At 64.3% G+C, this 26650-nt stretch carries 26 protein-coding genes; 13 read left to right on the forward strand and 13 right to left on the reverse strand.

Annotation, left to right across the window (positions count from 1 at the left end):
* Positions 1–243: 243 nt before the first annotated feature.
* Positions 244–507, forward strand: a complete 264-nt coding sequence (locus tag RBJ75_RS06380) for a DUF3551 domain-containing protein (protein ID WP_044416667.1) — start codon at positions 244–246, stop codon at positions 505–507.
* Positions 508–612: 105 nt separating this feature from the next.
* Entirely contained in the window at positions 613–882 is a 270-nt protein-coding gene (locus RBJ75_RS06385) for a DUF3551 domain-containing protein (protein WP_044416669.1), read from the forward strand.
* 160 nt (positions 883–1042) lie between these two features.
* Here RBJ75_RS06385 and RBJ75_RS06390 read toward each other — a convergent pair whose 3' ends face one another.
* The gene (locus tag RBJ75_RS06390) at positions 1043–1987 is read right to left on the reverse strand and encodes a septal ring lytic transglycosylase RlpA family protein (RefSeq protein WP_052629035.1); all 945 of its coding nucleotides are present in this window, start codon (positions 1985–1987) and stop codon (positions 1043–1045) included.
* Between the two features lie 268 nt (positions 1988–2255).
* Here RBJ75_RS06390 and RBJ75_RS06395 point away from each other — a divergent pair, with 268 nt between their 5' ends.
* Entirely contained in the window at positions 2256–3380 is a 1125-nt protein-coding gene (locus RBJ75_RS06395; RefSeq protein WP_044416671.1) for an AI-2E family transporter, read from the forward strand.
* 10 nt (positions 3381–3390) lie between these two features.
* Here RBJ75_RS06395 and RBJ75_RS06400 read toward each other — a convergent pair whose 3' ends face one another.
* From RBJ75_RS06400 to RBJ75_RS06430, 7 genes are all read right to left on the reverse strand, one after another.
* On the reverse strand, positions 3391–3693 hold the full coding sequence (locus RBJ75_RS06400; protein WP_044416673.1) for an antibiotic biosynthesis monooxygenase family protein: 303 nt from the start codon (positions 3691–3693) through the stop codon (positions 3391–3393).
* A gap of 97 nt (positions 3694–3790) precedes the next feature.
* Entirely contained in the window at positions 3791–5014 is a 1224-nt protein-coding gene (locus RBJ75_RS06405) for an ABC transporter substrate-binding protein (RefSeq protein WP_276156192.1), read from the reverse strand.
* 48 nt (positions 5015–5062) lie between these two features.
* Entirely contained in the window at positions 5063–5896 is an 834-nt protein-coding gene (locus RBJ75_RS06410) for an IclR family transcriptional regulator (RefSeq protein WP_044403769.1), read from the reverse strand.
* Between the two features lie 115 nt (positions 5897–6011).
* Positions 6012–7247, reverse strand: coding sequence for a sensor domain-containing diguanylate cyclase (locus RBJ75_RS06415; RefSeq protein ID WP_044403772.1), 1236 nt, complete (start codon positions 7245–7247; stop codon positions 6012–6014).
* Between the two features lie 210 nt (positions 7248–7457).
* On the reverse strand, positions 7458–7934 hold the full coding sequence (rpsI, locus tag RBJ75_RS06420) for a 30S ribosomal protein S9 (protein WP_044403776.1): 477 nt from the start codon (positions 7932–7934) through the stop codon (positions 7458–7460).
* Position 7935: 1 nt separating this feature from the next.
* Positions 7936–8400 carry a 50S ribosomal protein L13 gene (gene rplM, locus RBJ75_RS06425; protein WP_044403779.1) on the reverse strand — a complete coding sequence of 155 codons (465 nt, stop codon included), beginning with the start codon at positions 8398–8400 and terminating at the stop codon, positions 7936–7938.
* A gap of 153 nt (positions 8401–8553) precedes the next feature.
* On the reverse strand, positions 8554–8985 hold the full coding sequence (locus tag RBJ75_RS06430) for a PaaI family thioesterase (protein ID WP_044403787.1): 432 nt from the start codon (positions 8983–8985) through the stop codon (positions 8554–8556).
* A 105-nt stretch (positions 8986–9090) separates the two neighbouring features.
* Here RBJ75_RS06430 and RBJ75_RS06435 point away from each other — a divergent pair, with 105 nt between their 5' ends.
* The 4 genes from RBJ75_RS06435 (at position 9091) to RBJ75_RS06450 (ending at position 12868) form a co-directional block, all read left to right on the forward strand.
* Positions 9091–9918 carry an enoyl-CoA hydratase gene (locus tag RBJ75_RS06435; protein WP_044403782.1) on the forward strand — a complete coding sequence of 276 codons (828 nt, stop codon included), beginning with the start codon at positions 9091–9093 and terminating at the stop codon, positions 9916–9918.
* Between the two features lie 280 nt (positions 9919–10198).
* Positions 10199–10783: a CoA-binding protein gene (locus RBJ75_RS06440; RefSeq protein WP_044413773.1), complete on the forward strand. Its 585-nt coding sequence runs from the start codon at positions 10199–10201 to the stop codon at positions 10781–10783.
* A gap of 160 nt (positions 10784–10943) precedes the next feature.
* On the forward strand, positions 10944–12224 hold the full coding sequence (locus RBJ75_RS06445; protein WP_044413776.1) for an O-acetylhomoserine aminocarboxypropyltransferase: 1281 nt from the start codon (positions 10944–10946) through the stop codon (positions 12222–12224).
* A 26-nt stretch (positions 12225–12250) separates the two neighbouring features.
* Positions 12251–12868, forward strand: a complete 618-nt coding sequence (locus RBJ75_RS06450; protein ID WP_044413770.1) for a TMEM175 family protein — start codon at positions 12251–12253, stop codon at positions 12866–12868.
* On the opposite strand, the gene RBJ75_RS06455 is transcribed toward RBJ75_RS06450, so the two are convergent.
* Entirely contained in the window at positions 12865–13953 is a 1089-nt protein-coding gene (locus tag RBJ75_RS06455) for a COX15/CtaA family protein (RefSeq protein ID WP_044413767.1), read from the reverse strand. The genes RBJ75_RS06450 and RBJ75_RS06455 overlap by 4 nt on opposite strands.
* A gap of 95 nt (positions 13954–14048) precedes the next feature.
* Between RBJ75_RS06455 and RBJ75_RS06460 the strand changes: the two genes are divergently transcribed.
* A complete protein-coding gene (locus RBJ75_RS06460; protein WP_044413764.1) occupies positions 14049–14264 on the forward strand; it encodes a DUF2842 domain-containing protein in 216 nt (71 codons plus the stop codon).
* Positions 14265–14306: 42 nt separating this feature from the next.
* Here RBJ75_RS06460 and RBJ75_RS06465 read toward each other — a convergent pair whose 3' ends face one another.
* Positions 14307–15308: a polysaccharide deacetylase family protein gene (locus RBJ75_RS06465; RefSeq protein ID WP_044413761.1), complete on the reverse strand. Its 1002-nt coding sequence runs from the start codon at positions 15306–15308 to the stop codon at positions 14307–14309.
* Positions 15309–15436: 128 nt separating this feature from the next.
* On the opposite strand from RBJ75_RS06465, the gene RBJ75_RS06470 reads away from it, so the two are divergent.
* Entirely contained in the window at positions 15437–16702 is a 1266-nt protein-coding gene (locus tag RBJ75_RS06470; protein WP_044413758.1) for a GNAT family N-acetyltransferase, read from the forward strand.
* Between the two features lie 114 nt (positions 16703–16816).
* Here RBJ75_RS06470 and RBJ75_RS06475 read toward each other — a convergent pair whose 3' ends face one another.
* A complete protein-coding gene (locus RBJ75_RS06475) occupies positions 16817–19090 on the reverse strand; it encodes a GumC family protein (RefSeq protein ID WP_044413756.1) in 2274 nt (757 codons plus the stop codon).
* A 177-nt stretch (positions 19091–19267) separates the two neighbouring features.
* Between RBJ75_RS06475 and RBJ75_RS06480 the strand changes: the two genes are divergently transcribed.
* The 3 genes from RBJ75_RS06480 (at position 19268) to RBJ75_RS06490 (ending at position 22656) form a co-directional block, all read left to right on the forward strand.
* The gene (locus tag RBJ75_RS06480; RefSeq protein WP_276156190.1) at positions 19268–19879 is read left to right on the forward strand and encodes a polysaccharide biosynthesis/export family protein; all 612 of its coding nucleotides are present in this window, start codon (positions 19268–19270) and stop codon (positions 19877–19879) included.
* Between the two features lie 2 nt (positions 19880–19881).
* On the forward strand, positions 19882–21015 hold the full coding sequence (locus RBJ75_RS06485) for a glycosyltransferase family 4 protein (protein ID WP_044416189.1): 1134 nt from the start codon (positions 19882–19884) through the stop codon (positions 21013–21015).
* A gap of 105 nt (positions 21016–21120) precedes the next feature.
* On the forward strand, positions 21121–22656 hold the full coding sequence (locus RBJ75_RS06490; RefSeq protein ID WP_044416187.1) for an undecaprenyl-phosphate glucose phosphotransferase: 1536 nt from the start codon (positions 21121–21123) through the stop codon (positions 22654–22656).
* Positions 22657–22758: 102 nt separating this feature from the next.
* On the opposite strand, the gene RBJ75_RS06495 is transcribed toward RBJ75_RS06490, so the two are convergent.
* A complete protein-coding gene (locus RBJ75_RS06495; RefSeq protein ID WP_276156189.1) occupies positions 22759–22893 on the reverse strand; it encodes a hypothetical protein in 135 nt (44 codons plus the stop codon).
* A gap of 772 nt (positions 22894–23665) precedes the next feature.
* On the opposite strand from RBJ75_RS06495, the gene RBJ75_RS06500 reads away from it, so the two are divergent.
* Entirely contained in the window at positions 23666–25723 is a 2058-nt protein-coding gene (locus RBJ75_RS06500; RefSeq protein ID WP_080901191.1) for a PQQ-dependent dehydrogenase, methanol/ethanol family, read from the forward strand.
* Positions 25724–25813: 90 nt separating this feature from the next.
* Here RBJ75_RS06500 and RBJ75_RS06505 read toward each other — a convergent pair whose 3' ends face one another.
* Positions 25814–26596, reverse strand: coding sequence for a DUF169 domain-containing protein (locus tag RBJ75_RS06505; protein ID WP_044416183.1), 783 nt, complete (start codon positions 26594–26596; stop codon positions 25814–25816).
* Positions 26597–26650 lie beyond the last annotated feature (54 nt).

Below are 26650 nucleotides of genomic sequence, written 5' to 3' on the forward strand. Positions count from 1 at the left end.
TCTTCCACGAACGTCTTCAACATCTTCCACCTCCCTGGCCTAGAACATAAAGAGAACATTGTTCTCTCTTCGTTCTGGAGTCAAGCGGGCTTTTGGTGCGCGCCGAGAATGGCTGACAAAGTGTAAATCCGGCCGGCGCCAGGCCGATGGCTCCTGCGCGGCGAAGTGAGTTGACGCGGCGCATCAGGCGCGGCTTGGTCGGGTTTGGACGTCAGATTCGGCGATAGCCGAGCGGAGGATAAGATGCGTGCTGCACTTTTTGCGTTGCTGGCGCTCGGCGCCGTTTCGGCGCTGGACACGACGCCGGCCGAAGCAAGGGACTACCCGTTCTGCATCAAGGGACAGAACTATGACCAGACGCTGGGCGACTGCAGCTTCATGACCTATGCGCAGTGTCAGGCGACGGCCTCGGGACGGCTGGCCTATTGCGATGCCAATCCGTATTTTGAGGCTTATGTTGAGCCGGCGCCGCGGATTCGCCACCAGCGTCGGCACCGCCGCGACTGATCCGCAGGATAGTTTGCTTGCGGTTGCGGTTTTCCGGAACGGTGCTGGTTTGTTGGCGTTGCGTCGAGGCGGTGGCCCGACCGAATTGGTCGAATGGAGGTATCAATGCGTATCGCTTTTGTGGTTTTGCTCGGGGTGCTTGCCTTCCCCTCGGCGCTGCTGGCGCGGGACTATCCGGTCTGTCTGCGGATCTATCAGGGCTTCGCCGATTATTACGACGAGTGCGCCTATACCTCGATTCCGCAATGCCAGGCGTCGGCATCCGGGCGAGCGGCGGAGTGCTTGGTCAACCCGTTTTATGCCGGACCCGCGGCACGTTCGCATCGACCGCGGGCGCATCGCTCACGGGCGCATCGGCGAAATCGCCATCATTAAGGGGATGGATGGTCGATCTTCGATCGATCGTTCCGGCCATTCCGGCTGCCCCACTTGATCAGACTCGCGATTATTCCGGGGCACGCAGCGCGGTTCAAGTTCCAGCGTAACGGCGGGCTTCGCCAGCAGCGCGCAAATCGCGAACTATTCCGCGCTTTGCCTAATACAGCCCGCGGCCGGTCAGCAGGTCGCCGATCTGATCCTTCTGCACCGGTGCGTAAGCCGCCGCCGTCACCATCGGGGCGGCCGGCTTCGCCACAAGGCCGACGGTCTGGTAGGACACCGCGCGCGGATTGATCAGCTGGTGACCCGCCGATCGCGAACTGCGCGATGCCGAGATTTCCGAAGTGGCGTTGATCGAGGCCACATCCACGGCGTTATTGCCCAGCGTATAGGGGCGTCCTTCGGGAGTCGGCACGTCGCCGCGCAGCGCCCGTCCCCGGCTCGGGAATTCCGGCACGAACGAGTTCGCCGACGCGACCCGCACGGCCGACGGCGACGGCGCCGGCTGGCCGGTGCGCAAGGTCGCGACCAGCATGCGGTCGTCGGAGCCCTCCAGCGGCGCGCGGCCGACATATTCGACCCGCACATGGGCGATGCCCTTGCCCTTGAATTCGAGCAGAGTCGCGGCGCGGTTGGAGACGTCGATGACCCGGTTGCCATGATACGGCCCGCGATCGTTGACCCGGACGATCAGCGACTTGCCGTTAGCCAGATTGGTGACGCGGGCATAGCTCGGAATCGGCATGGTCGGATGCGCCGCAGTCAGCGACGTCATGTCGAACACTTCGCCATTGGCGGTCAGCCGGCCGTGGAAATCGTCGCCATACCAAGAGGCCAGGCCCTCGGCGCGATAGTTGGGATCTTCCTTGGGGACATAGACCCGCCCGGCCACCGTATAGGGTTTACCGACCCGATAGGTGCCGCCGCCCTTGGGCACCGGCTCGCCGAATCCGACCACACGCGGGCTGCTGGAGACGCCGTATTTCGGGTCGACCCGGCTGAATTGGCCCGATTGCGCGCAATTGGCGAGTGCCAGACAGGCGCCCATCATCGCGACAGCGCGCGCCGCGCGGCCCAACGAGTCTTGTTCGCGAATCCCCATGAATCCCCAAATATCATTCAATCGGTTGGTTGCCCATTGCGGACGAACCAGCCGCAGCCCCGATGCCGCCCACATCGCCACCAAGATCTGAACATATCGCAGCCGGAAGGCGGCGAAAATGGGGTGATGCCCGAGGTGGTGAATCAAACGTTGCGATTTAGTCACCCTGCTCCACCATGATGCGAGCTGCTCGCACCGGCTGGCGCCAGATGCTTGCCCTTGCGGCGCGTTTGACGGAACACTCGCTGCGAATCGAAAAGGATCGCACGTGACCAGTTCAGCACAAGACCGGACCGCGGCTCGCAACGACCTGGCCACGGCGATCGCCATCGGCGGCATCGCCGCAATCTGCTTCGCGGCCTTGCTTTATGCCTCCTGGTATTTCGCCGCCACGCTGTTTCTGATCTTTGCCGGGATCCTGTTCGGGGTGTTCCTGAGCGCCATCACCGAACTGGTCGGCCGCGTGATCGGCGGCCCGCAGGGCTTGCGGCTGGCGCTGGTCGGCGTGCTGCTGACCGGGCTGTTTTCCGGAATCGTGGTGCTGGGAGGCAATACCATCGCCGATCAGGCCGCGCTGCTCAGCACGACGATCAAATCGCAGATCGTCAACGTCAAAGGCTTTCTCGAGCTGCACGGCGTCGACACCAGCTTCCTCGAGCTCGGGACGGCGGCATCGACGACGCCAACCTCGACCGACCATTCCGGCGGCGTTCAGCAGCGTAGCAATCTGCCGAGCGCGGGCGCGATCGCGTCGGGTGGCGGCGCTATCGTCAGCCAGACCTTGAAGCTGATCCTCGGCACCGTGAGCGCGGTGGGCAATTTCTTTATCGTGATCTTCCTGGGCCTATGTTTTGCCGCCCAACCGGGGATCTACCGCGCCGGCCTGATCCGCACCGCGCCGCAGCGGCTGCGGCCGCAGATCTCCGCCATCGTCGACGACACCGGCGAGATGCTGCAGCGCTGGCTGCTGGCGCAGATGATCACCATGTTCGTGGTGTTCGCCGTCACCGCGATTGGCCTCACCATCATCGGCATTCCGGGCGCGTTCATCCTCGGCATCCAGGCCGGTCTGCTGGCCTTCATTCCGACCGTCGGCGCCATCCTGGGCGGATTGATTATCGTGCTGGCCGCGATCGCCTCGGGCTGGATCGCGGTGCTGAGCGCCTTTGCGCTGTTTCTCGGCGTGCACGGGCTGGAAAGCTATATCCTGACCCCGCTGATCCAGCGCCAGGCGATCGATATCCCGCCGGCGACGCTGTTCGCGACCCAGATCCTGCTCGGGACCGTGTTCGGCCTATGGGGCTTGGCGCTGGCGCTGCCGCTGATGGCGATCGCCAAAGTGGTGATCAACCATCTGCGGCCGGCCGAGGAGCCCGACGGCGCCACGGCGTGACGCCGCGCCGTCAGGTCGCCGAGGTCAGCACCGTGTTGGTGTGTTCGACCTCCGGCGGCGCTGCGAAGAACGCGCTGACCAGGCCGCGCCATTCGGCAAAACTTTCCGATCCGCGGAAATCCACCGTGTGGTTTTCCAGCGTCTCCCACTTCACCATCAACCGGTAGCGTTGCGGCTGTTCGATTCCGCGGTGCAATTCGAATCCGCAAAAGCCCTTGGATCGGCCGAACGCGGCGCGGGCCTTGCCGACCGCGGCTTCGAATTCGGCTTCGCTGCCGGGCTTGATGTCGATCTGGGCGATTTCGGTGATCATGCGCGTAGACCTTTGTGCGAGGATCTCGCCTCTTAGCCCATTCCGCCGCACAAATGAAGCAGCCGGCGCCGCGCGCGCCGCCGGCTGCGTCCATGGTCTACTCTTTCGCGGTGTCGGCGATGATCGGCCCGAACCGCTCCCAACCCTCGCCGTTGAACCGCGCCATCTGGAACTGCTTGTTGACGCGATAGTCCGTCGGCGTCGTGGTGATGCTGATGCCCGGCAGCAGCATGTCGAGCGCCACATTGGTCATATGGGTAGCCTGCTTCATCACATTGGCGCGGGTGAGGTCGTCACCACATTGCTGCAGCACATGCACCAGCAACTGCGCGGTGATGTAGCCATAGACGTTGAAGCTGGAACCCGCATCGCCGTCGGGATAGTACTTCGCCATGAAGGCATGATAGCGCTGCGCGCCGGGATCATCCTTCATCGACGGATCGGCCGGATCCTTGACATAGCCGACGCTGATCACGCCCTTGGAGGCCTCGAGCCCGGCCGGCTTCATCACTGCGCCGACCGACGAGGCGTTGATGTCGAGGATGTGCACCGGGTGCCAGCCGAGTTCGGCGATCTTCTTGATCGCCTGCGCGGCCTGCTTCGGCGTCGCGGCGCTGAAGATCAGGTCGGCGCCGGCATCCCGGATCCTGAGGATCTGTGAATCGATGGTCGGCTCGGAAAGCTCGTAGGAGGTCTCCGCGACGATCATCTTGGCGGCCTTGTCGCCGAGGCCGGCCTTGAGACCGTTGAGATAGTCCTTGCCGAGGTCGTCGTTCTGGTAGAGCACGCCGACCTTGGCGTTCGGATGCTCCTTTAGAATATATTGGCCGTAGATCCGGCCCTCGACGAAGTAGCTCGGATTGAATCCCATGGTCCATGGGTAGTGCTTGGGGTCGGTGAATTTTGCGGCGCCGGTGGCGGCGAACAGCTGCGGCACTTTCTTGACGTTGAGATATTTTTGAACCGCGGCGTTGGGTGCGGTGCCGATGATCTGGAACGTCAGCAGCACCTCATCGCTCTCGACCAGCTTGCGCACCTGCTCGACGGTCTTCGGCGGGCTGTAGGCGTCGTCGTACTGGATCAGGTTGATCTTACGGCCATTGATGCCGCCCTGCTCATTGATCATCCTCATATAGGCCGCCTGAGCCTTGCCGATCGTGGCGTAGGCCGAGGCGGGTCCGCTCAGCGGCACCGTCTGCCCCACCTTGATCTCGGTGTCGGTGGCGCCGGGGTCGTATTTTTTCTGCGCAGCTGCGGCCGAAACCGACAGCGCCATCGCCAAGGCGGCAGCCGCCGTCAGATTTAGAAAAGTGCCTCTCATCGCGTTTCTCCTGCTGTTTTTTGTTTTTCCAGTGGGCGTCTGCCGCGGCTAGACGTCGTCGACGAGGCCGCGGATCGTGTCGGCAAGGGCCCGCAGCCGCGGGCCGATCTCGGACTCGAGTTGTCCGGAGCGCAGCCGGTAGGCCGGGATGCCGCAATTGATGGCGAAGGCTTGTTGCTGGCCTCGGGCGTGAAACAGCGGCGCGGCGACCGCGTGAATCGCCGCCATAAACTCACCCGGACAGCTGCAGAAGCCGCGCTGCGCGCATTGGCGAAGGCCGGCGCGGTAGTTGTCGCCGCAGGCCGCCCACAACTCGGCATCGTCGGCCGCCAAGCGTTGCGCCAACAGCACGGCCTCGGCCGCCGGCAAGGTCGCCGCTGCGGCCCGCCCCATCGCGGTTAGGACCACCGGAATCGGCATGCCGATGTCGGGCACATGCGCGCCGAGGTCGCCCGATCGCGCGGTCTCGACATAGATCGCCGCGGTGCCATCGAGCATGCCGATCGACACCGTGCCGCGAACGCTTTGCGCCAGGTCCTGCATCAGCGGTCGGGCAACCTGGCGAAACCGCATCCCGGCGAGCAACGGGTGAGCCATCCGCAGCGCCCGTGCGCCGAGCCGGTATCTGCCAAGCTCGGGATCGTGACGCAAATAGCCGAGTTCGGCCAGCGTATGCGTCAGCCGCGCCACGGTCGGCCGCGGAATCCCGGTGCGGGCGGCGAGTTCCGCATTGCCGAGCAGCGCCGAGCCGGCATCGAACGCCTCAAGCACCACCAGCCCCTTGGCCAGCGTGGTGGCGAAAGCCGCGTCACCGGCCGATTGCGCCAGCACGAGTTCGGCCGAGGGCGGATGCTGAAACGACGCGCGGGCAAAAAAGCTCATAGCCAATAATGAGGCGAGCCACAGCGCTATGTCTAGCTATTATCCAAAATTGTAATATTCGTCCACTATGTGGACGGACCGGTGCCCGAAGCTGGCGCGCTGTGTCGTCTGCGCGCTACGGACAGACCTCGCCCGACACCACGATGCGGCGAACCACCCGCTGCGGCGAGGCACCTATCACCGGAGCCTCCGGCGTCGGTCCGACGGCGGTCGGAGCCAGCTCATCTCCCACCGCCACCACGCGGTTGCGACCGCTGCGCTTGGCCTGGTACAGCCCGGTATCGGCCGCCGCCAGCAATACGTCGAGTTCGGTGAGGGGCGCGGCGCTGGCGACGCCGATGCTGACCGTGGTGGTGATCGGCGTGTCGTCGACGCTGATGCCGCTGGTTTCGAACGCCGCGCGGACGCGTTCGGCCGCGATCACCGCCTCGTCGATCGAACACGGCAGCAACGCCGCGAATTCCTCGCCGCCGATCCGGCCGCACAGATCGGTGGTCCGCAGGGTGTTGGTGACGATCGCCGAGAACATCTTGAGGACTTCATCGCCGGCCGGATGACCGAACCGATCATTGACCGATTTGAAGTGGTCGATGTCGAAAATCATCACCGTCACCGGGCGCCCGGCCTTGGCCTCGCGCGCGATCATCCGCGACGTCGCCTCTGCGAAACCGCGGCGGTTGAACATGCCGGTCAGGGGATCCACCGAGGCCGCGGCCTTGTGCGCCCGCACCGTGCGCTCGGACACCAGCATGAAGATCACGAACACGGTGCCGACCGCGTAGAGAATCAGTTCGATCGCGAACGCCGTCACCCAGGCGCTGCGGGTGAAGCCTTCATCATGCGGCCATAGCAGGTCGCCCAGCAGGATTGGCAATAACAGCACGACGCCGTGCAACAGCGGAACCACGACCGTCAGCCAGCGCCGCCGCATCGCCTTACGGCGTTCGGCGGCAAGCTGGCTCGCCGTCAGTACCACATAGATCGCCACGATCACGGCGCCGATCGTCACCTGCGTTGTCGCCGCTTCGGCCGGCAGGCTCACGATCGCGGCCAGCCAGGCGACGGCGCCGAGAAACAGCCCCGGCCAATTCGGCCGACAGCCGTGGAATACCCGCGCTGCATTCCACACCATTCCGCACGCTACAAAACCGATTGCCAGCGCGATGATGTTGCCGAGCGCGTGACCCAGCACGACCCACAGCGCGATCGAGGCCGAGCCGAGCAGATAGGCGCAGCCCCACCAGGCCAGGGCCAAAATGCGTTCCTGCCGGCCGAAATATAACAGCAGGCAGCCAAGCAGCGCGCCCACCAGCGTCGCGACCAGATAAAGCGTCGAAAGATCAAGCGACATAGCAGTCCCGGCGATTTCCATTGCAGACCGATTCCAACGTCGCGCTGCGGTGGAAGTGCCTTCTGCGAATGATGAAATTACCGGCGACGGATTGAAATCCGGTTGTCGCAAAGCGGCGATTTTTCGAGAAAACTCGCATCAATTGCCGTGCAAATACCCACGAAAAAGGGCGCCCGTGGGGGCGCCCTTTGATAGTCCAGACCAGGCTGATTAGCGCTTGGAGAACTGGAACGAACGGCGGGCCTTGGCGCGGCCGTACTTCTTGCGCTCCACCACGCGGCTGTCGCGGGTGAGGAAGCCGCCCTTCTTCAGAACGCCGCGCAGGTCGGGTTCGAAATAGGTCAGAGCCTTGGAGATGCCGTGGCGCACCGCGCCCGCCTGCCCCGACAGACCACCACCGGCGACGGTGCAGATCACGTCGTACTGGCCGGCACGCGCGGCGGCGACCAGCGGCTGCTGGATCATCATCCGCAGCACCGGGCGGGCGAAGTAGACTTCGACTTCGCGGGCGTTGACCATGATCTTGCCGGCGCCCGGCTTGATCCAGACCCGGGCGACCGCGTCCTTGCGCTTGCCGGTGGCATAGGCGCGGCCGAGCTTATCGACCTTCTTGTCGTATTTCGGAGCGTCGGGCGCGGAAACCTTCAGCGACGACAGTTCCTCGAGGGACTGCATGGTATCGGACATCTTATGCGGCCCTCATGTTCTTGCGGTTCATTACGGCGACGTCGAGTGGTTCGGGCTGCTGGGCCTCGTGCGGATGCTCCGCCCCGGGATAGACGCGCAGATTGCCGAACTGGACGCGGCCGAGCGGCCCGCGCGGAATCATGCGCTCGATCGCCTTCTCGACCACGCGCTCCGGAAAGCGCCCTTCCAGGATCGACTTCGCGGACCGTTCCTTGATGCCGCCGATGAAGCCGGTGTGGTTGTAGTACATCTTGTTGTCGCGCTTGCGACCAGTCAGCACCACCTTGGCGGCGTTGACGATGATGACATGATCGCCGCAGTCGACATGCGGCGTATAGGTCGGAAGGTGCTTGCCGCGCAGTCGGTTCGCGACCAGCGTGGCGAGCCGGCCGACCACGAGGCCCGTGGCGTCGATGACGATCCACTTCTTCGTGACCTCGGCGGGCTTTGCCGAAAACGTCTTCATGTGAGGTTATCCGTGAAAAGGGGGAATTCGGCGCTGACGCACCGGACTAGACGAGCTTTTAGATAAGGCCGCGCCCCGCGTCAATCCCGGAGCAGCCTCTTTAATCTTATAAAATCAAAGACTTGCGATTACGGTAGGATATTACCTCGGAAATCATCCAACGATCGGAATGGAATAGGTGGAAGTCACGTGCGCGATCGGGTCCGCCGACGTGCCCGACAGCAGGGTCACCTCGCCGACCGCTAGCCGCTTGCCAAGTTTGAGCAGCCGCGCCGCCGCCAGCACGTCCTGGCCGGGCAGGCCCTTGCGCAGGAAATTGATGTTGAGATTGGTGGTGACCGCCAGTCCGACCGGCCCGATCGCCGACAACAGCACGACATACATAGCGAAATCCGCCAGTGCCATCAGCGTCGGGCCCGACACGGTGCCGCCCGGACGCAGCATCTGCTCGCTGTAGCGCTGCCGCAGCAGGCTGGTCGAACCGTCTGCGGTCTCGATCGAAATGTCGCCGCTGCTGAAGGCCTGAGGAAACTCGATATGCAAAAACTTCTCGAGTTCGGCTACGCTCATCTTCGCATTCGCCATCGTCTTCACAATGTCCATGTCGCACGCCCCCACGCTCGCCTGATGACGCTTGTTACAATAAGGTGACAGCCGTTCCCAGCATTGGATTCTCGCCCCGGATTGATCATGAATGCCCTGCCCGCCACCGCGACCGCCTCGCAACCTCCGATTCTGCTGCGCGAAACCATCGAAGGTGGCGTCGCGGTGCTCACGCTCAATCGCCCGGCGGCGCGCAATAGCCTGTCGCTGGAATTGATCGGCGAGCTGCACGCCGCGCTGGACCTGATCGGACGTGACGACGGCGTGCGCGCGCTGGTGATCGCCGCCAATGGATCGGCGTTTTCGGCCGGCCACGATCTGAAGGAATTGTCGGCCCATCGCAACGACGCCGACCGCGGCCAGGCCTCCTTCGCCCGGATCATGACTGCCTGCAGTGCGATGATGCAGGCGATCGTCAATCTGCCGGAGCCAGTGATTGCCGCCGTGCAGGGCGTCGCCACCGCAGCCGGTTGCCAGCTGGTGGCCAGTTGTGATCTCGCGCTCGCCTCCGAGCAGGCGACTTTCGCGACGCCCGGCGTCGATATCGGGTTGTTCTGCTCGACGCCGATGGTGGCGCTGAGCCGCAACGTGCCGCGCAAGCACGCGATGCATATGCTGCTCACCGGCGAGCCGGTGAGCGCCGCCACGGCGCGCGACATCGGCCTGATCAACCGCGTGGTGCCGGCCGGCACCGAACGCGACGCCGCAATCGCGCTCGCCCGGACAATCGCCGGCAAGTCGGCCCACACCGTCAAGATCGGCAAGGCGGCGTTCTACCGCCAGGCGGAAATGAACCTGGCCGACGCCTATCTGTATGCCTCGCAGGTGATGACGCAGAACATGATGGCGGAGGATGCCGAGGAAGGCATCGGCGCCTTCATCGCCAAGCGGACGCCGCAATGGAAGGATCGCTGACGCGGCGTCGATACCGCGGCCTCATCCTGAAAGTCTCACTGAAAAAGAAGCTAATGAAAACAACTGGATTTCGTCATTGCGAGCCGAGGACGGCGCATCGCGCCGTCTGAAAGCGAAGCAATCCAGGGGCGCCAGGCACAGACTGGATTGCTTCGTCGCAAGAGCTCCTCGCAATGACGACCTTGAAGGCCTCATTCTATTGATCCCTTTTAGAGTGAGACTCTGAGGAGCGGCCTCTGGCCGCGTCTCGAGGATGAGGGCTCAGCAATTGGATCATCCGATGAACCACGACTCTTATCCCGACGATTACATCCGCGAGATTCTCAGCAGCGTGAAGACCATCGCGATGGTCGGCGCCTCGCCACAGAATGTGCGGCCGAGCTATTTCGCGTTCAAATATCTCGCCGAGCGCGGCTACGACATGATTCCGGTGAACCCCGGTCAGTTGGGCAAGAGTCTGCTCGGCAAACCCTTCGTGGCATCGCTGCGCGACATCGATCGGCCGGTCGACATGGTCGACATCTTCCGCAGCTCCGAACATATCGCGCCGCTGCTCGACGAGGCGCTGACGCTGGCGCCGCTGCCCAAGGTGATCTGGATGCAGCTCGGCGCCCGCGACGACGAAGCCGCCGCCAAGGCCGAAGCCGCCGGCCTCAAGGTGGTGATGAACCGCTGCCCCAAGATCGAATATGGCCGGCTGTCGTCGGAGATTTCCTGGATGGGCGTCAATTCCCGCACCATCAGCGCCAAGCGCGGTCCGGTGCCGACCCAGGGGATGCGATTGTCGCTGAATCGCGCCAGCGTCGCCGGCGGCAACACGGTGATGTCGGATCGTGCGGCGCGCGCGAAGAACGATCCCGTCTGATTGCGCCGATCCGCAGCATAGTCTTGCCGGATGTGACGCGCGCGCAGCAATGCGATTTCTATTGAGCCACGGCGCCGTCGCCCGCTTGACTGCGCAGATCGCTACGATCAGCATCCGCCGCAACGAACCGCTGAATTCTTTCTTTCGATACGGAGCTAAAATGACCGAACGTACCCCCGGCTTTGCCACCCTCGCCGTCCATGCCGGCGCGCAGCCCGATCCCACCACCGGCGCTCGGGTCACGCCGATCTACCAGACCAGCTCGTTCGTGTTCAACGACGCCGATCACGCCGCGTCCTTGTTCGGTCTGCAGGCTTTCGGCAACATCTATACCCGCATCACCAACCCGACCACGGCGGTCTTGGAAGAGCGCGTCGCGGCGCTCGAAGGCGGCACCGCAGCGCTCGCCACCGCATCCGGCCACGCCGCGCAGATGGTGGTGTTCCAGCAGCTGCTCAAGCCCGGCGACGAATTCATCGCGGCGCGCAAACTCTATGGCGGCTCGATCAACCAGTTCAAGCACGCCTTCCAGAGCTTCGGCTGGAACGTGGTGTGGGCCGATCCGGACGATCCGGAGAGCTTCGCCCGCGCGGTGACACCGAAGACCAAGGCGATCTTCATCGAATCAATCGCCAATCCCTCCGGCAGCATCACCGACATCGAGGCAATCGCCGAAGTCGCCCGCAATGCCGGCGTACCGCTGATCGTCGACAACACGCTGGCGACGCCCTATCTGATCCGCCCGATCGACCACGGCGCCGACATCGTGGTGCATTCGCTGACCAAATTCCTCGGCGGCCACGGCAATTCGCTGGGCGGCATCATCGTCGACGCCGGCACCTTCGACTGGTCGAAGGACAACAAATATCCGATGCTGAGCGAGCCGCGGCCGGAATATCACGGCATCAAGATCCAGGAGACGTTCGGCAATTTCGCCTTCGCGATCGCCTGCCGGGTGCTCGGCCTGCGCGACCTCGGCCCGGCGCTGTCGCCGTTCAACGCCTTCCTGATCATGACCGGGATCGAGACGCTGCCGCTGCGGATGCAGAAGCATTGCGACAACGCCAAGGCGGTCGCCGAATTCCTCTCCACCCATGCGGCGGTGGCGGAGGTGAATTATGCCGGCCTGCCGGCGAGCCCCTACAACAAATTCGCGCGCAAATATGCGCCGAAGGGTGCCGGCGCGGTGTTCACCTTCAGCCTCAAGGGCGGCTACGATGCCGGCGTGGCGCTGGTGTCGAATCTGAAGCTGTTCTCGCATCTGGCCAATGTCGGCGACACCCGCTCGCTGGTGATCCATCCGGCCTCGACCACCCACAGCCAGCTCGACGACGCCCAGAAGACTGCCGCCGGCGCGGCGCCCAATGTGGTGCGGCTGTCGATCGGGATCGAGGACAAGGAAGATCTGATCGCCGATCTCGCGCAGGCGCTCGGCGGCTGACCACCAGCGCGGACCGGAACACGGCGATGAGCATCGGTCAGATCGAGCTGCGGCGGTTGGAGCAGCTCAGCAATACCATCTTCGGCGTCGCGATGACGCTGCTGGCCTATCAGGCGCCGCGCGAAAAATTCGTCGGTGCCGATCCGCAGTGGCACGAGCTCTGGCGCGTCTACGGCGCCTTCGGCTCGACCCTGCTGCTCAGCTTCATCGTAGCCGGGATGTTCTGGATGAGCCACCAGCAGCGGCTGGCCTATGCCAGCCATGCCACCCGCGGCGAGGTGATTCTCAATCTGCTCTTCCTGCTGTCGATCGTGCTGCTGCCGGTGACCTGCGGCCTGTACGGCAACAATTTCGAGGCGCGGAATGTCACCATCCTGTACAGCGCCAATCTGTTGCTGATCGCGCTGTTCAACACCACGCTGTGGACCATCGCGGCGGTGCGGCGCCGGGACTGGCCGACGCTGATCACACCGATATTCTCGCTGCTGTTGTTCGTTGTGGCGCTCGGCGTCAGCCTGATCGATCCTCGTTTTCCGAAATTCATATGGCCGATCGCATTCCTGACGCCGGCGCTTGCGGCCTATGTCGAGCGCCGCCGCAGCCGCCCGTCAACGCCGATCCCGGCAGACGCCCCGCCGGACTAGCCCCGCTGCCCCGCCGGCAGCGCCGCGGGCGGCATCGCGGTAGCGGCCTGCGGTGCGCTCAGCCGCTCGACCTGCATCACCGCCAGCGTCAGCACCACGATGCCCATCGCCTGATGCGTCAGCGCCAGGTCGATCGGCACCTGATGCAGCAGCGTCAGGATGCCGAGCACGGCCTGCAGCGTCAGCGCGACGAACAGTGCGATGGCGCCGCGCGCCACCTCGCCGGCATGCGATCGTATGGCATCGATCGCGTGCAGCAGCGCCAAGGTCCACAACGCATAGGCCAGCATGCGGTGATCGAACTGCACGGTGAGATGATTGTCGAACAGGTTCTTCCACCACGGCTGCTCGAACCACAGCCGCGCGGCATCGGGGATCAGCGCGCCGTCGATCTGCGGCCAGGTATTGTACATCCTGCCGGCGCGCAGGCCCGCGACCAGTCCGCCGAAATACAATTGCACGAAGGTCAGCACCAGCAGCGCCATCGCGGTGAATTTCAGCCGTGCCGCGGCGACGATCGGCGCTCGCTCACGCAACCGCCGCAGCGTCCAGACGATCGCGGCGTAAATGAACAGTGCCAGCACCAGATGCGTCGCCAGCCGGACTTGCGACACCTCGACGCGCTGCGACAGCCCGGACGCCACCATCCACCAGCCGACCGCGCCCTGCAGCGCGCCGAGCCCGAAGATCACCCACAGCGCCCGCCTCAGCGAGGTGCCGAGCGCGCCGCGCCAGATGAAGAACAGGAACGGCAGCAGAAACGCGATGCCGATAACCCGGCCGAGCAGCCGGTGGCTCCATTCCCACCAGAAGATGGTTTTGAATTGCGCCAGACTCATGCCGGCATTGAGTTCGCGATATTGCGGAATGGTCTTGTAGGCCTCGAAGGCGTCGATCCAATGTTGCTGGGTCAGCGGCGGCAGCGCGCCGGTGACCGGCTTCCACTCCACGATCGACAGCCCGGATTCGGTGAGCCGGGTGGCGCCGCCGACCAGCACCATCAGGGCGATCAGCGCCGCGACCGTCGCCAGCCAGAACCGAACGGCGCGGACGCGGGAGGTGCGGAGCTCCGCGGCAGCGGTCATAAAGCATACCTTGAATGAATTTCCGCGCACCTTATAGTCCCGCCGTTCCCACGCGCAAGGCGTTGCGAACGCCAGCAACGAGCACGTGAACGGCCATGACCATCCGGACCCGGAAGCTATTTGGAACCATCGCCCTGCTGGTGCTTGTGATCGTGTGGTCACTGGTGGCGATGGCGGTCGCACAGGCCCCGGTCCTGGCGGATTCGGGATGGCTGCAAGCCGCCTATTATGTCATCGCGGGCCTTGGCTGGGTGCTGCCGGCGATGCCGATCATCAGCTGGATGTCGCGGCCTGACGCGCAATCCGAATGACCGATTGAGCCCCGGCGCCGCGCGCTGACGGCGCACACCTCGTCACAGCCCCGACAGCATCACCCGCAACGCGCGCAGCGAGCGCCCTCGCCCGTCCCAGGTCACCCTGGGCAAGGCGTGCAGCTCCACCGGCTTGCGCCCGATCGTGCCGGGCAGCGCGGTGACGGCGCTGGCAAAGCCGGCCTGCGCGACAATGCCGACATGGCGAGCGTTGAACGAACCACGATCGCCGAACGGATAGCCGAAATGGGCGACCTCGCGGCCCAGCGCCGCGCGCGCCACGGCCCGCCCCATGATGATTTCCTTTTGCGCGGCGGAATCGTCCAGATTGGCGAGGATCGGGTAGTTCACGGTGGCGCTGCCGAAGCTGACATTGGGATCGGCGGCCAGCGTCGCAATGTGGTCCCAGTTTAGCGCCGCCTCGCGCGACACTTGCGCCAGATCGACCGCGTAGCGCTTGCACAGATCGTTGATCGCCGCCGACAGCTCGGCCGGCGGCAGCGACCGCAGCCAGCCGTCCAGATAATGATAGGCCTGAACTTTGTCCGCGACCGACGTCGTATCGAACCGCCGTTCGACGTCATCGATCAGCAGCGCGACGCGGTCAGTGGCGGCGATCACCTGTTCGAGCGCGAGCCACCACGCTTCGCCGACCCCGTCCACAAACGCGGTTGGCAGATAGACCGTGAACGGGACGCGGTGCCGCGACAGCACCGGATAGGCGAATGCCATCAGGTCGCGATCAGCGCCGTCGAAAGTGAGGCACACAAAGCGCCCGGCCGGGCCCGGATGCGCGATCCGCGCGCAAACCTCCTCAAGCGGAATCACCTCGCAATGCCAGCGCCTGATCGCCCTGATCAAGCGATCGAGGGCCTGCGGCGTGATTTCGCTGGATTTCAGCGGTTGAAAGCGCTCCTTGCGCGCCGGGCGCACCCGCCGGATTCGGAGGATCGCACCGGCGCCCCCGCCGGCCAGCTCCACCAGGCGCGACACCCCGCTGAAATAGGCCAGCTGCCGCGCAGCGGCCCAGATTCGGTTCCTCAATGCCAACGCCAAGCCCCTCGCGACGCCCCGCGTCGATCCCCGCTGGCGCATTGTCATTACTCTTTGTTGACATTTCTTTGCAAAGGTTCGCCCACCACGAAAAATGTAAATAATATGTGAGTACCGCAATGGCGATGACGGCCACTCTGATCGAGAGCCCGACGGTGGACGCCAATGCTTCATTGTCGGCATCTTCCTTGTCGGCATCATCGTCGCCGCGGATCCGGATTGCGCGCGTCGATATCATTCGCGACCTCGCCGCGGCGGAGCCGATCTGGCGCGCGCTCGAACAGCCCGAGCAACTGTCGACGCCGTATCAGCGCTTTGATCTGCTCAGCGCCTGGCAACGTTACGTCGGCGCCAGCGAGGCGCTGACCCCGTTCATCGTGGTGGCCTCGGACGCCGAAAGCCGGCCGCTGCTGCTGCTGCCGCTCGCACTGCAGCGCCGCCGTGGCGTCGGCATCGCCCGGTTTCTTGGCGGCAAACACACCACATTCAACATGCCGCTGTGGCGGCGCGATTTCGCCCAGTCCGCCAGCTCCGCCGACATCCACACGCTGATCGAGCTGTTGCGCGACCAGGCCGGCGGCGCCGATGTGCTGGCGCTGACCCAGCAGCCGCTGCGCTGGCGCGGGCAACCGAACCCGATGGCGTTGCTGCCGCACCAGGATTCGGTCAATGACTGTCCGGTGCTGACGATGCCGCCTGACGCCCCGGCCACGTCGCTGGTCAGCAATTCGTTTCGCCGACGGCTGAAGGGCAAGGAACGCAAGCTGCAGGCGCTGGCCGGCTATCGCTACTGCGTTGCGGGGGATCAGCCGGATATCACGCGTCTGCTCGACGCCTTCTTCAAGACCAAGCCGCTGCGGATGGCGGCGCAGAATCTGCCCAACGTATTCGCCGACCCCGGCGTCGCGGATTTCATTCGCACCAGCTGCTCCGTGGCGCTGACCAATGGCGGCCGTGCCATCGATATTCACGCGCTGGAATGCGACGACGAGGTGATCGCGCTGTTCGCCGGCGTCGACGACGGTCATCGGTTTTCGATGATGTTCAATACCTACACGCTGTCGGAGAATGCCCGCTACAGCCCCGGCCTGATCCTGATGCGACATATCATCGATCATTTCGCCGCGCGCGGCTACGGCGCGCTCGATCTCGGCATCGGCTCGGACGACTACAAGCTGCTGTTCTGCAAGGATCTGGAGCCGGTGTTCGACAGTTACATCGGGCTCAACATGCGCGGCAGCATCGCCGCCGGCGCGCTCGCCTCCTTTGCCCGCGCCAAGCGGATGGTCAAGCAGACCCCTGCCCTGATGCAGTTCGCCCAGCGCCTACGCACGGCATTGCGGCGCTCAGACGCGCCAAATCGCGCGGCCTCAGAGGCTGACTGAGAAATTCCCTAAATCAGTCCCAAATTCGTCATTGCGAGCCGAAGCCAGCGCGCAGCGCCGTCCGACGGCGACGCAATTGAGACCTGATGCCGAAGCGCTCCTCAGGTCGGGCTCTCAGGCCGCCACGGTCCGGGTTTCCGGCTCGCCCGCGTCGCCCGGCTGCGACGGCTTGCTGATCATCGTCACGCTCGAGAAACCGACCGCCTTGAGCTGCTCGGCCATCTGGTTGCGGGCCTCGTCTTGCATCGCCGGATCCGGCACCACGACGGCGCGGGCTTGGGCGGTCAGCAATTCGGCGGGCAGATCGGCCGCGGTGCCGGCATCGAGCAGCACCAGATCATAGACCCGCTGCAACGCGTCGAGCGCCAGCGTCAGCCGCGGCGATTGCAGCAGCGAGCGATCGAAGCCGGGCCGTCCGGCACCGACCAGATGCAGGCTCGACATCCGGTCCTTGGTGATGACCTGCCCGAACGAAGCTTCGCCTTGCATCAACTCGGCCAGTCCCGGAGCGGTCGAATCCACCGCCACCGCGCTCAGCGTCGCCGAGGATTCCGACAGATCGACCAGCACCACCTTGGCGTGCCGCGCCAGCAGACGCGCCAGGGTCAGCGCGGTCAGGGTGACGTTTTCAGTCGTGCCGGTGCCCAGCACCGTGACCTTGCGTGCGCCGTCGCCCTCGGCGCGCAATTGCTGCGCCAGAATCTCGATTTCACCGACCGGCGCGCCGAGTTCAGGATGGGTGTCGCGCAGCGCGGGCGCGGCGAGTTCCGCCTCGATCTCGGGTGCGACCGGCGGCGCGGCGACGACCGGAGTCGGCGCGAGCGCGACGGCGTTGTCCCCGAGCGGGCGGCCGCGCGGCTGGGTCATGCGCAGCAATTCGCCGGTCGCGATGCTGCCCGCCGTCAGCATCAAGGTGGCCAGCGTGACGATCAGCACGATCGGCAGCTTCTTCGGATAGGCCGGCGTATTGGAGACGATGGCACGGGAGATGATGCGGCCGTCGGCGGGCGCGGCGTCGATGGTCTCGCGGGTGGTCGCCTCGCGATATTTCGCCAGATAGGATTCGAGCAGATCGCGTTGCGCCTTGGCCTCGCGCTCGAGCGCGCGCAGCTTGACGTCGTCGCCGTTGCTCGAGGTCGCCTGCTGCTTCAGCCGATCCAGGCTGGCGCTGAGCCCCTCGACGCGGCTGCCGGCGATCCGGGCGTCATTGTCGAGCGAACGCGAGATCTTGCTGGCCTCGTCGCGCAATTGCCGGTCGAGATTCGCCAGCTGCGCCTTCAGCTCCTTGATCCGCGGATGGCCGTCGAGCAGCGTCGAGGATTGCTCGGCGAGCTGCGCGCTGAGCGTCACACGCTGTTCGGTCAGCCGCCGCACCAGCTCAGAGTTCATCACTTCCGAGGCTTCGATCGGTCGGCCGCTCTGCAACATGCCGCGGATCATCTGCGCCTTGGATTCGGCGTCGGATTTCAGCGCCCGCGCATTGTTCAACTGCGTGTTCAGCTCGCCGAGCTGTTGGTTCGACAGCGAGGTGTTGTTGGTTCCGATGAACAGGCTCGATTTCGAGCGGAAGTCCTCGACCCGCGATTCGGCCTCGTCGACCTTCTTGCGCAGGCTGTCGATCTCGCCCGACAGCCACTGCCCGGCCGCTTTGGCCTGCTCCTGCCGCGCCGCCTGCTGCAGGGCCAGGAAACCATCGGCAATCGAATTGGCGACCTGCGCCGCCAGTTTCGGATCGCGCGACTGGAATTCGACCACCACCACGCGGGATTTATCGACGGCGTAGGCGGTCAAGCGATCGAAATAGGCATCGAGCACCCGCTCTTCCGGCGTCATCGAGAACGGATCACGGCCGATCCCGAACAGCGCCAGCAGCGATTTCAACGGCGAGATTCCCCGCAGCACCGGATCGAATTCCGGACGCTCGGCCAACTTGTTCTTGGCGATGACTTCGCGCGCCAGATCACGCGACAGCAGCAGCTGCACCTGGCTGGTGACGGCTTCCGGGTCCAGCGCGTTGCGCTCGTCATTGCGCTGGCCATTCGGCCGCAGGAACACATTCTCGCGGCCATCGATCAGGATGCGGGCCTCGGATTTGTAGCGCGGCGTGATCAGGTTGACGGCGGCGAGCGAGATCACCAGCGCTAGCAGCGTCGGTCCGATGATCAGATGCTTCTTGCGGGCCAGCGCCTGGGTGATGAGGCGAAGATCGACATCGCCATTGGCGGAGGCGACAGCAGCCGGCACCGCCTTCACGTCGGTCTTCGGCGGCGCCTTCGGTTTCGGTGCTTTCGCGACTTTGCCCTTAGCCTTAGCCGTGGGCGTGACATCGGCGGACGACGCCTTGCGCGGTTCGGAGCTCTCACCTTTACGCCAAAACGCCAACCGCATTGCACACTCCCACTTGACGCGACGATTTCTCCAGCGGGGCCGATTACAAACGATTAAGGTTGCTACCCGGTTAATTTGCTCGCCCATCCAGATGTCATCACACTACCGATCGACAAACTTACTGTTTATTAACGGTAAAACCCTTTAACTGCATCTGTCCTCGTCAGGAAATCCTCGATGCAACGCCACCGCGCCATCATCCTCAGTCTGTTGGCCACGCTGGCGCTGGCCGGCTGCATGCGTTCGGGGCCGACCGCGATGATCTCCCGGCCAGGCGAGCTGGATTCGATGGCCTATGCGGCGAGCCCGCGCCCGGGCGCGGCCTATGGACCGGACTACCAGCTCGACGCCGGCGACCGGCTGCGGGTCGTGGTTTACGGTCAGGAAGGCCTCACCAATACCTACACGATCGGCCCCGGCGGCACGATCACCATGCCGCTGATCGGCGCGGTGCCGGCACGCGGTCGCACCCCTTCGGGCCTCGCCGCTGCGATCACCGGCCGCCTGCGCAATGGCTTCATTCGCGATCCCTCGGTCGCGGTGGAGATCGATTCCTATCGGCCGTTCTTCATTCTCGGCGAGGTCGCCGCCCCCGGGCAATATCCCTATGTGCCGAATATGAGCGTCGAGAGCGCGGTGGCGATCGCCGGCGGGTTCTCGCCGCGCGCCAAGCGTGACAGCGTGATCCTCACCCATCCAGAGGGCGCAAGCTCGGTGCGCGCCGCGGTTCCGCTCGGCACCCCGCTCAGCCCCGGCGACACCGTGATGGTCGGCGAGCGCTGGTTCTGAGCATGAATCCCGATCCCGATACACCGCGTCGCATCCTCCATGCGGTTCGCGCCCCGGTTGGCGGCATCATCCGGCATATTCTCGATCTGGCCAATGGACAGGCCGATCGCGGCCACCATGTCGGAATCATTGCCGACAGCCTGACCGGCGGCGAGCGCGCCGACGCCGCTTTGGCCGAGATTGCGCCGCGACTGTCACTCGGCGTTCACCGGATGCCGATTCTGCGCGAGCCGAGCTTGTCCGACACGCTGGTGTGGGGGCGTTTCGCCCGGCTGATCAACCACCTGAAGCCGGACGTACTGCATGGGCACGGTGCCAAGGCCGGCGTGTTCACACGGCTGATCCCGATCCCGAACGGCACCATTCGGGTCTACACCCCGCATGGCGGCTCGCTGCATTATGCGACCAGCACCCTGAAAGGCGCGCTGTACAGCCGCATGGAACGGCTGCTGATGAACCGCACCGAACTCTTTCTGTTCGAGAGCGCCTTCGCGCTCAACACCTATCAGCGCATGATCGGCTCTCCCGCCGGGCTGGTGCGCTGCGTCTTCAACGGCGTCACCGCCGGTGAATTCGATCCGGTCACGGTCGCGGACGACGCCTCCGACATCGTCTATGTCGGCGAGTTTCGCCAAATCAAAGGCGCCGATATTCTGGTCGACGCGGTGGCGCGGCTGCGCGCCGAAGGCAGGCCGTTGACCTTGACATTGGCAGGCGACGGCGAGGAGTCCGCGGCGCTGAAGGCGCAGGTCGCGCGGCTCGATCTGACCGACGCGGTGCGCTTCATCGGCCACGTCAAGGCGCGCGTCGGATTCTCCCATGGCCGGTTGCTGGTGGTGCCCTCACGCGGCGATTCGATGCCCTATGTGGTGATCGAGGCGGCCGCCGCGGCCATCCCGATGGTGGCGGCCAATGTTGGCGGCATTCCGGAGATCTTCGGCGCCTATGATGACGCCTTGTTCCCGCCCGGCAACCCCGTCGCGATGGCCGGCGCGATCGCCCATGCGCGCGACAATGTGGCCGCCGCGACCGAGCGCGCAGGACTGCTACGCGAGCGGATTTTCCAGAATTTCTCGCAAAGATCGATGGTCGAAGGCGTGCTGGCGGGCTATCGCGACGCCTTCGCAGGACGTTAACCGTTTCTTGCCGCGATAACGCTTTATTGCGATTTTTCCGCTATTCCGCGAGGGCAATCCATTTGACCCGCGGGGCGACATCTCTGCGCGACAACGGTGAGTGACGTGGAACCAATCAACGCGCGCGCCATCATTACGGACGCCTCGACCACCAAAGCCAACCCTCCGATAGTCGAACGGCGCCGGCGCCTGTCGCCGGCAGCGCTGGCCGTGACCAATCAGAAAGTGCGCTCGGCCTATTCGCCGATCGTCATCGGCGGCCTTGTGCGCCTTGCCGATGCCGTGCTGATCGCGTTGATCGGCGTCTCGGTATATCTGGCCTATGTGGCCCGCAACGAAGGCTTCAACTGGAACTACATCGCCGCAATCTTCGGCATGACCGCGACCGCACTGGTGTGCTTCGAGGCCGCCGATATCTACCAGGTTCAGGTGTTCCGCGGCACGCTGCGGCAAATGACGCGGATGATTTCAGCGTGGTCGTTCGTGTTTTTGCTATTCATCGGCGCCTCGTTCCTCGCCAAGCTCGGCGGCGAAATCTCGCGAATCTGGCTGTCGTCCTTCTTCATCGTCGGGCTGGCCGCGCTGATCTGCGAACGGATGGTCCTGCGCGGCATGGTGCGGCGCTGGGGGCGCGAGGGCCGGCTCGACCGCCGCACCATCATCGTCGGCTCCGACGAGAACGGCGAGAAGCTGATCGAGGCGCTCAAGGAAGACGACGATTCCGATCTGCGCATTCTTGGCGTGTTCGATGACCGCAACGATGCCCGCGCGCTCGAGACTTGCGGCGGCGTTCCGAAGCTCGGCAAGATCGATGACATCGTCGAATTCGCCCGCCGCACCCGTGTCGACCTGGTGCTGTTCGCGCTGCCGATCTCGGCCGAGACCCGCATTCTGCAGATGCTGAAAAAACTGTGGGTGCTGCCGGTCGACATCCGGCTCTCCGCCCACACCAACAAATTGCGGTTTCGGCCGCGCGCTTATTCCTATCTGGGCACAGTGCCGACGCTCGACGTATTCGAGGCCCCGATCACCGACTGGGATCAGGTGATGAAGCGATTGTTCGACCACATCGTCGGCGCGCTGATCCTGCTGGCGGTGTCGCCGGTGATGGCACTGGTGGCGCTGGCGATCAAGCTCGACAGCCCCGGCCCGGTGCTGTTCCGACAGAAGCGGTTCGGCTTCAACAATGAGCGCATCGACGTGTTCAAATTCCGCTCGCTGTATCACGACCAGGCCGATCCGCTCGCGGCCAAGGTCGTCACCAAGAACGACAAGCGCGTCACCCGGGTCGGCCGCATCATCCGCAGGACCAGCCTCGACGAACTGCCGCAGCTGTTCAACGTGGTGTTCAAGAGCAACCTGTCGCTGGTCGGCCCCCGACCGCATGCGGTGCAGGGCAAGCTGCAGAGCCAGCTGTTCGACGAGGCGGTCGACGGCTATTTCGCCCGCCACCGGGTCAAGCCCGGCATCACCGGATGGGCCCAGATCAACGGCTGGCGCGGCGAGATCGACAATGAGGAGAAGATCCAGAAGCGCGTCGAGTTCGATCTGTATTACATCGAGAACTGGTCGGTGCTGTTCGACCTCTTCATCCTGCTGAAGACGCCGCTGGCGCTGCTGAAAGGCGAGAACGCTTACTGATCGCCCGCCAAATCAACGTCGCCTGCATCATGAAAAAGCAGCCCCGCTGGCGCGGGGCTGCTTTCGTTTCAGACCGAATTCGCGCTGAAGATTAGCGAATGATCACGGCCGGGCCGCGGTGACGACGACGATCCCAGTCGCGGTTGTGATGGCGGCGACCGCGATATTCGTCGTGGCCGCGACGATGATAGCCGCGGTCGCGATGACCGGAATGTCCGGCACCGACGCGAACGCCATTGCCGTCGATCCGAACCGACTGCGCTGATGCCGGCGCGGCATTCCAAACCACCGCTGCAAAAGCAACCAGCGCAAAAATCTTCAACATCTTGAATTCCTTTCGGGAGTAGAGGCGCTGACCAAGTCGCCGCCCGGCCGAAGGTTCCATCAACGCAGGTCGATATGTTCGAAAGGCACGCGAGTCCGTAAAAGCCTGAGTGCGAAGTCGTAATCGTCGACAGAATATGGAAACGCGCCACGTTCATCTGGATGGGATCCAGATCGGGTCGATGCCCTTCAACTTCTCAATTTTCTGAAGACGCCGCGGGCCGTCCTGAAAGCATGACTCACAACGTGACCGACTGACTCAAGGTCTTCACCTTCGTCATTGCGAGAAGCATGTACGACGACCCAATCGAGGCGGCTCGCACCTGGATTTCTTCGCGTTCGGATAGCGCTGCGTGCCAGCCTCCGCTCGCAATGACGAGACGCCGATAGGTTTCTGCTTGAATCGGTCGTTACCCCGCAAATGCTTAGTTCGCTCCTGTTGCACTGCGATGCCTGTTGCATCGCAAGGCGGTTTCCTGGCGACTTCGGTTCCAGTTTGATTGACGGTCGCCTTTTTGCCGGCCTACCATCGCGGCAGATCCGCTTAGAGATCGTAGGGAGGATAAGAATGTCACGCTCGCCGCGCGTTGAGGCTGCTCGCCCATTTTTTCCAAGCATCGCCCTGCCCCGGTATCATCACAATAGCTTTCGCTATGCCGGGGCGGCCCTCGGACTCGGCCTCGCGATGTCGCTGAGCGGCGCGATCGCCCAGACCGCGCCGACGCCGGACAAGATCAAGGCGGTGACCTCGGCGGTCGACAGCGCTGCGATCGTCGCCAATGCGGCGACCTCGAAAGACTGGCCGACCATCGGCCTCGACTACGCCGAGACGCGTTTCAGCAAGCTCGATCAGATCAACACTGACAACGTCAACAAGCTCGGCCTTGCGTGGAGCTACCCGCTGGAATCCTCGCGCGGCGTCGAAGCAACGCCGGTCGTCGTCGACGGCATCATGTATGTGACCGCGTCCTGGAGCGTGGTTCACGCCATCGACGCGCGCAGCGGCAAGCGGCTCTGGACCTTCGATCCGGAGGTGGATCGCACCAAGGGCTACAAAGGATGCTGCGACGTCGTCAATCGCGGCGTCGGGCTCTACAAGGGCAAGGTCTTTGTCGGCGCCTATGACGGACGGCTGATCGCGCTCGACGCCGCGACCGGCAAGAAGATCTGGGAGACCGATACGGTGCTCAATCACGACCATTCCTACACCATCACCGGCGCGCCGCGGGTGATCAAGGGCAAGGTCGTGATCGGCAATGGCGGCGCCGAATATGGCGCGCGCGGTTACGTCACCGCCTACGACGCCGAGACCGGCGCCCAGGCCTGGCGCTGGTTCGTGGTGCCGGGCGACCCTAGCAAGCCGTTCGAGGACGAGTCGATGGCGGCCGCGGCCAAGACCTGGGACCCTGCGGGCAAATGGTGGATCAATGGCGGCGGCGGCAATTCGTGGGACACCATCGCCTACGATCCCGAGCTCAACATGGTCTACATCGGCACCGGCAATGGCTCGCCATGGAATCGGAATGTGCGCAGCCCCGCCGGCGGCGACAATCTCTATCTCGCCTCGGTGGTGGCGCTGAACGCCGATACGGGAAAATACATCTGGCATTATCAGGAGACGCCCGGCGATCACTGGGACTACACCTCGACCCAGCCGATGATCCTCGCCGACCTCACCATCGACGGCGCGCCGCGCAAGGTGATCCTGCACGCGCCGAAGAACGGTTTCTTCTTCGTGATCGATCGCACCAATGGCAAGTTCATCTCGGCGAAGAACTTCGTCGACGTGAATTGGGCGACCGGTTACGACGCCAATGGACGGCCGATCGAGGTTCCGGCCGCGCGGGCCGACGCGGCCTATGACGCCATCCCCGGGCCGTTCGGCGCGCATAATTGGCATCCGATGTCGTTCAATCCGCAGACCGGTCTGGTCTATCTGCCGGCGCAGGGCGTGCCGCTCAACCTCACCCCGGAAAAGAAGTTCGAACAGAATGCCGCGACACCGGGAAAATTCGGCGGCGCCACCGGCTGGAATGTCGGCTTCATGCTCAACGCCACGCCGCCAAAGTCCCAAGCATTCGGACGGCTGCTGGCCTGGGATCCAGTCAAGCAGAAGGAAGTGTGGCGCGCCGAATACGTGTCGCCATGGAATGGCGGCACCCTGACCACGGCGGGCAATCTGGTATTTCAGGGCACGGCCGATGGCCGCTTCATCGCCTATAACGCCACCACCGGCGAAAAGCTGTGGGAAAGCCCGACCGGCTCCGGCGTGGTCGCGGCGGCGTCGACCTATCTGATCGACGGCAAGCAATATGTCTCGGTCGCGGTCGGCTGGGGCGGCGTGTTCGGCTTGTCGCAGCGCGCCACCGAGCTGCAGAGCCCCGGCACGGTCTACACTTTCGCGGTCGACGGCAAGGCGCCGATGCCGAGTTTCGTCAAATACCAGACCGAGGGCCTGCTGGCGGGTGTCGAGTATGATCCCAAGGACGTCGCCGAAGGCACCGCGCTTTATGTCGCGGCCTGCGCCACCTGCCATGGCGTGCCCGGCGTCGACCGCGGCGGCAATATCCGGAATCTGGGCTATGTTCCCACCAAGCGCATCGAGAATCTCAAGGACATCGTGTTCAAGGGGCCGTTCCGCGGCAAGGGCATGCCCGATTTCACCGGCAAGCTGACCGAGGCCGACGTGGTCAAGATCCAGGCCTTCATCCAGGGCACAGCCGACGCGATCCGGCCGAAGTAATCACCGGGCACGCCGGCCGCGCGCCAGGGCGCGGCCGGTTCATCTTAATGGCGTGAGGCGCATCTGCGTCGATGGCGTCGACGCAGTCGGTTACTTCGCCGCATAGGACACGCCCATGCCGGCGCGGACATCGGCCTGGATGCCATAGGGCGCGATCGGATAGCGCAACCCGTTCTTGGCCAGCGCCTTCATGCCGGCGATCGCCTTGGCGAGCTGCGCAGGGCGCAGCGCCATCAGCATTTCCTCATCGGGCACGCCGCCATAGCGCCGCTCCGCATAGCATGGCAGTGACAGGCTGGGCTCGCCGGTCGCCAGCGCCCTGCCCCATGAATCGGCGCAGGCGGTCTCGCCGACCACGCTCCAGTCGAACTTCTTGTAGCCGCTATATTGCAGCCCGTTGATCAGGATGATCATCTGCCCCGGCGTTGCATAGACCAGGCAGATATCCGGCGGATTGAGCCGCCCGCTGGCCAACGGCGACACCGCCATCGCCTGATATTGCCCGAACGGCACCACATCGAGCGCCTGCTGCCGCTTGCCGGCATCCTCCTGCGTCTCATGCCAGACGCCGACATAGGACCGCCCGGCCAGCCAGGTATCGTCCTGCGGCGCCAGACCGATCACCGCGCGGCATTGCGCGCCGACCAGGTCGTCGGCGGTGATGCCGACGGTCCAGCCCAGCCGCGACGCCATGCTGACGATCTGGTCGGTGGTGTGGATCGCACTCGGCCGCCGGATTTTCGGGATCACCTCCATCTCGGCGATCGACGCAAACATCTTCATCCCGATCACGGTGGTCTTCAGCCGCAACAGCGCGTTGAGGTCGGCGACCATGGTGGCGAGATCAGTCTGGACGTGCGCGATGGCTGGCATGGCGTGGCTCCCTTGGCGGATTTTATTATTGGTTGGCTGTCTGATGGTGCGACG

It is taken from the genome of Rhodopseudomonas sp. BAL398 (assembly GCF_033001325.1).
Classification (GTDB): domain Bacteria; phylum Pseudomonadota; class Alphaproteobacteria; order Rhizobiales; family Xanthobacteraceae; genus JARJEH01.